Genomic DNA, 5,692 nt, shown 5'->3' on the forward strand with positions numbered 1-5,692 from the left:
GTGCCGCCCTACTTCGTTAGTGTCTGTGTCAGCAATCAACGATTCACGAAGAAGGCAGGTACCGTGACTTCCAATCACCTGGAGACTTTGCAGAGTCCCGCCATGACTTCAGCCACCGCTGGGTTGAACCTCAGCGATTCGGTATACGAGCGCCTGCTGCGCGAGCGCATCATCTTCCTCGGTACCCAGGTCGACGACGACATCGCGAACAAGCTGTGTGCACAGATCCTGCTTCTGTCGGCGGAGGATCCCGGCCGGGACATCTCGCTGTACATCAACTCGCCCGGCGGTTCGGTGAGTGCCGGGATGGCGATCTTCGACACGATGCAGTTCGCCGAATGCGACGTCGCCACCTTCGGAATGGGCCTGGCCGCCTCGATGGGCCAATTCCTGCTGTCCGCCGGTACGAAGGGCAAGCGTTACGCCCTCCCGCATGCGCGCATCATGATGCACCAGCCGTCGGCGGGTATCGGTGGTACGGCCAGCGACATCGCGATCATGGCCGAGCAGTTCGCGCACACCAAGCGTGAGATGGCCGAATTGATCGCCGAGCACACCGGTCAGACGGTGGAGCAGATCACGGCGGATTCGGATCGCGACCGCTGGTTCACAGCAAGCGAGGCTCTCGAATACGGCTTCGTCGACCACGTCGTCTCCCGCGCACGCCAGGCGGGTGGAACCGGGCACTAGTCCCGGAATCACCTGTCGCGCGTCCCACAATCCATTGGAGAACTGATGACAAACCTGTTCGATCCTCGCAGCCTGGGGGGCCAGGCACCGGCCGCCCCGCAGTCTCGTTACATCCTGCCGTCGTTCATCGAGCACTCGAGCTACGGCGTCAAGGAGTCCAACCCGTACAACAAGCTGTTCGAGGAGCGCATCATCTTCCTCGGCGTGCAGGTGGACGATGCGTCGGCCAACGACGTCATGGCTCAGTTGCTCGTTCTCGAGTCGCTGGACCCCGATCGTGACATCACCATGTACATCAACTCCCCGGGTGGGTCTTTCACCTCGTTGATGGCGATCTACGACACCATGCAGTACGTCCGCGCCGACATCACCACGGTGTGCCTGGGCCAGGCGGCCTCAGCGGCAGCGGTGCTGCTGGCAGCGGGTTCGCCGGGTAAGCGTCTCGCTCTGCCCAACGCGCGCGTCCTGATCCACCAGCCGTCCTCCGGCGGTATCCAGGGCCAGGTTTCCGACCTCGAGATCCAGGCTGCCGAGATCGAGCGCATGCGGCGCCTCATGGAGACCACCTTGTCGAAGCACACCGGTAAGGCACCCGACGTGATCCGCAAGGACACCGATCGCGACAAGATCCTGACGGCCGAGGAAGCCAAGGAGTACGGGATCATCGACGACGTGCTCGAGTACCGCAAACTCAGCGCGCTGAAGTGATTTCCGCCGCCCCGGCTCGAGCGACACGCCAATAGTGCGTGGTTGCCGCGAGCCGGGTGCGGGATCGGGGAGGCTGGCGTTTCCCGAAGTTCGGTAGGCGAATCACTCACAACCAGTCGACCTCGCTCGCGATCTGCGGGTACGGTCACATAACGGGCTTTCGTTTTCGGTCGGTATGCGCGGGTCAGCCGCGGAATCCGAATTCGACGGTTGCACGCAGACGAAGGAAGTAGGGACCTGACGAGATGGCACGCATCGGTGATGGCGGGGATCTGCTCAAGTGCTCTTTCTGCGGTAAGAGCCAGAAGCAGGTCAAGAAGCTCATTGCAGGGCCTGGGGTGTACATCTGCGACGAATGCATCGACCTGTGCAACGAGATCATCGAAGAGGAACTGGCCGAGTCCAGTGAGGTGAAGCTCGACGAGTTGCCCAAGCCTGCCGAGATCCGCGACTTCCTCGAGAACTACGTGATCGGCCAGGACGCCGCGAAGCGGACCCTCGCGGTCGCCGTATACAACCACTACAAACGTATCCAGGCCGGCGACAAAACCCGTGACGCGCGTGGTGAGACGGTGGAGCTGGCAAAGTCGAACATCCTGATGCTCGGGCCCACCGGCTGCGGCAAGACTTACCTGGCCCAGACGTTGGCGAAGATGCTCAACGTTCCTTTCGCTATCGCGGATGCGACGGCGCTGACCGAGGCCGGCTATGTGGGTGAGGACGTCGAGAACATCCTCCTCAAGCTCATTCAGGCAGCCGACTACGACGTGAAACGCGCCGAGACCGGCATCATCTACATCGACGAGGTCGACAAGATCGCCCGCAAGAGCGAGAACCCGTCGATCACCCGGGACGTGTCGGGCGAGGGTGTGCAGCAGGCACTGTTGAAGATCCTCGAAGGCACGCAGGCGAGCGTGCCCCCGCAGGGCGGGCGTAAGCATCCGCACCAGGAGTTCATCCAGATCGACACCACGAATGTGTTGTTCATCGTCGCCGGTGCTTTCGCGGGCCTCGAGCGCATCGTGTCGGATCGCGTGGGTAAGCGTGGGATCGGGTTCGGCGCGGAGGTGCGGTCGAAGGCCGAAATCGACACGCAGGACCACTTCGCGGATGTCATGCCTGAGGACCTGATCAAGTTCGGTCTGATCCCCGAGTTCATCGGTCGACTGCCCGTCGTGGCCTCGGTGACCAATCTCGACAAGGAATCTCTCGTCCAGATCCTGTCGGAGCCCAAGAACGCACTGGTCAAGCAGTACAGCCGGTTGTTCGACATGGATGGCGTGGATCTCGAGTTCACAGACGACGCGCTCGAAGCCATCGCGGATCAGGCGATCCTGCGGGGCACCGGTGCTCGTGGCCTGCGCGCCATCATGGAAGAAGTCCTTCTTCCGGTCATGTACGACATCCCCAGCCGTGACGATGTCGAGAAGGTTGTCGTCACCGCGGAAACGGTCAACGACAACGTGCTGCCCACCATCGTGCCGCGCAAGCCGGAGCGCGGGGAGCGTCGCGACAAGTCCGCGTAGGTCGGGTGGGGCGGTATCCCTTGCCCGAACAGACTCCTCAGCTCGCCCAAATGCACAACTGGAGGTATCTCGCGCGATGACCGCGCCTGGCCCGATCTTCGTTCTCAACGGCCCGAACCTGAACCTGTTGGGGCAACGCCAGCCGGAAGTGTACGGCCGGGAGACCCTGGACGACGTCATCGAACTCTGCCGTGCGGCTGCGGCGCGGGGGGGCTGTGAGATCGTGGCCAGGCAGTCCAATCATGAGGGTGAACTCATCGACTGGGTTCACGAGGCCAGGACGACGGCGTCGGGCGTGGTGATCAATCCCGGTGGATACACCCACACATCCGTGGCACTGCGTGACGCGCTGGTGACGCTCGAGGTTCCACTCGTCGAGGTGCACATCAGCAACGTGCACGCCCGCGAGGAGTTCCGCCGCCACTCGTATGTCTCGGGGATCGCCACCGGCGTGATCGCCGGCCTCGGCATCAGCGGGTACGGGCTGGCAATCGACTTCATCTGCGGCAAGCGCTGACACGACAGGGATCCACCTGCCGCGCAGGGGATCCCGGGATGCCGGTTGCCGGCCGCCGAATCATGTTGTCGGGACGAGGGCCGGTGATCACCGGCGTCGATCCGGTTGCTCGGGCGGCTCTTTCGGCCAACCGGCCATGCCATAGCGCTTCTGCCCCTGCGTTCACGACAGCCGGACGCAGACCGGTCACTGACGACGGATCCGAGTGGGCCTGTTTATCCAGGCGTAGCGCGTGCCGGTAGGTACCATGGCTATGGTGCCGCGTAGTCCGCCCTGCGGTTCGGCGGCTTGTTGTGCGCTGCCGGCTGAGTCCCCCCGGGACCCCGGCGCGGTCCGAATCCGACTCGGGAGTACTCGATGATCACTCGCACCAGGTTGTTCTCGAGCCACCTGTCGCGCTCGGCCAGATCCGGGCCGCCGCCAGACCCGCCGCCGCCACCGGTGCCGTCGCCGAGTCCGTGGCGACGGCTGGTGACGCCCATCAGCATGTTGCTTCTCGTGGCAACGGTGTTCCTGTTCAGCACCCTGTGGGGTTCGGTGGCGCAGGACTCGCTGTCTTACACCGACTTTCTGAACAAGATCGACTCGGGCGAGGTCAAGACCGTGACGATCGACAGCGAGGGCACGGTCAGTGGGTCGTTCACCGACGACAAGCCTTTCACCACCCAGATACCTACCGCCCTGGATGTGTCCGGGCTCGATCAGAAGCTGCAGGACAAGCAGGTACAGATCAGCGCCGAGCGGGCCACGAACAGCTTCTGGGGTTCACTTCTGATCAGCCTGCTTCCGCTCGCGTTGCTCGTGGGCTTGTTCCTCTGGGTGGGCCGCAGTGCCCGGCGTGCATTCGGCAGCGGCGGCGGGGGACTCGGAGGTGCGGGCGCGTTCGGCCGTTCGAAGGCGAGGGTGATCGAGGCCAAGCGCCCCACTACCCGCTTTGCCGACGTGGCCGGATACGAGGGCGTCAAACAGGAAGTCAGCGAGATCGTCGACTTCCTGCGCGACCCGGGCAAGTACGCGGCGGCAGGGGCGAAGGGCCCGCGCGGGGTCATCATGATCGGACCGCCCGGCACCGGCAAGACCCTGATGGCCCGTGCGGTGGCGGGGGAGGCCAGCGTGCGCTTCCTCTCGGTGACCGGCTCCGAATTCGTCGAGATGTTCGTCGGGGTGGGGGCGTCCCGGGTGCGTGACCTGTTCGAGCAGGCACGCAAGAGCCCGCCGTCGATCATTTTCATCGACGAGATCGACGCCATCGGCAGCAGGCGGGGTAGCGGTAGCGGGTACGGCGGCAACGAAGAACGCGAGCAGACCCTCAACCAGCTGCTGGCCGAGATGGACGGATTCGACCAGAGCGCGGGAATCGTGGTTCTCGCCGCCACCAACAGGCCGGAGTCGCTCGATCCGGCACTTCTTCGTCCGGGACGCTTCGACCGGCGAGTGACGATCCCTCTGCCGAATCAGGTGGAGCGAGCGGCGATTCTCGAGGTTCACGTGAAAGGCAAGCACATCGATCCGGACGTCGACCTCGGTGTTCTCGCCCGTGGCACCCCGGGGTTCTCCGGTGCGGATCTCGCCAACGTTGTCAACGAGGCGGCCATCAATGCGGTACGCGCGGACCGGACCATCATCTGCGCCGAAGATCTCTCGGCCGCACGGGATCGCGTTCTCCTGGGTCGCCGTGACACGACCAACGCCCTCCTGCCGGAGGAGCGCCACGCGGTTGCCGTGCACGAATCCGGACATGCCCTTCTCGCGGCGCTGTGTAAGCACGCCGACCCGGTCGCGAAAGTGACGATCCTCCCGGCCGGAATGGCGCTGGGCGCTACCGAACAACTTCCCGAGGTGGAGCGGCACCTCTACAGCGAGAGCTACCTCACCGACCTGCTCACCGTCCGGCTCGGAGGTCGGGCGGCGGAACTGGTGGTTCTCGGTGAGGGTTCCACCGGAGCGGCCGACGATCTCACCGGTGCAACCGGGATCGCTACTCGCATGGTGCGGGAATTCGGGCTCTCCCAAGCATTGGGGCCCGTCGGCTACGCCTCCGGCAGCACCGACTACCTTCGCACCGACACCCAGGGAACGGTATTCGACCGGCCCTACTCCGAGCAGACGCAGCACGTCGTGGACGAGGAGGTGGCGCGACTGCTCCGGGTGGCCGAAGATCGGGCCATCACTCTGCTGCGCAGGCATCGTGCGGCGCTGGACCATCTTGCCGAGCTGCTCGTGGAGAAGGAGACCGTGGACGGTTCCGTGG

Annotated in this window: 6 protein-coding genes; 5 read left to right on the forward strand and 1 reads right to left on the reverse strand. The window is 64.3% G+C overall.

The genetic code is table 11. The features are described 5' to 3' along the window. Window positions 1-102 precede the first annotated feature (102 nt). The 4 genes from WAW17_RS33525 to aroQ all read left to right on the forward strand — a co-directional run bounded on the left by WAW17_RS33525 (window position 103) and on the right by aroQ (window position 3,441). Window positions 103-690, forward strand: a complete 588-nt coding sequence (locus WAW17_RS33525; protein WP_422337134.1) for an ATP-dependent Clp protease proteolytic subunit — start codon at window positions 103-105, stop codon at window positions 688-690. 45 nt (window positions 691-735) lie between these two features. Next, window positions 736-1,398, forward strand: coding sequence for an ATP-dependent Clp protease proteolytic subunit (locus WAW17_RS33530; protein ID WP_422337135.1), 663 nt, complete (start codon window positions 736-738; stop codon window positions 1,396-1,398). A gap of 245 nt (window positions 1,399-1,643) precedes the next feature. After that, a complete protein-coding gene (gene clpX, locus WAW17_RS33535; RefSeq protein ID WP_422337136.1) occupies window positions 1,644-2,924 on the forward strand; it encodes an ATP-dependent Clp protease ATP-binding subunit ClpX in 1,281 nt (426 codons plus the stop codon). A 76-nt stretch (window positions 2,925-3,000) separates the two neighbouring features. Continuing rightward, the gene (gene aroQ, locus WAW17_RS33540) at window positions 3,001-3,441 is read left to right on the forward strand and encodes a type II 3-dehydroquinate dehydratase (RefSeq protein ID WP_422337137.1); all 441 of its coding nucleotides are present in this window, start codon (window positions 3,001-3,003) and stop codon (window positions 3,439-3,441) included. 251 nt (window positions 3,442-3,692) lie between these two features. Here the strand turns inward: aroQ and WAW17_RS33545 are convergent, their stop codons facing one another. Next, window positions 3,693-3,923 carry a hypothetical protein gene (locus WAW17_RS33545; protein WP_422337138.1) on the reverse strand — a complete coding sequence of 77 codons (231 nt, stop codon included), beginning with the start codon at window positions 3,921-3,923 and terminating at the stop codon, window positions 3,693-3,695. On the opposite strand from WAW17_RS33545, the gene ftsH reads away from it, so the two are divergent. Beyond that, window positions 3,913-5,692: ATP-dependent zinc metalloprotease FtsH (gene ftsH / locus WAW17_RS33550; RefSeq protein WP_422337139.1), on the forward strand; the 1,780-nt coding region annotated here is incomplete at its 3' end. The two genes, WAW17_RS33545 and ftsH, sit on opposite strands and share 11 nt — an antisense overlap.

Source organism: Rhodococcus sp. (in: high G+C Gram-positive bacteria) (assembly GCF_049286785.1).
Lineage (GTDB): Bacteria > Actinomycetota > Actinomycetes > Mycobacteriales > Mycobacteriaceae > Rhodococcus_F.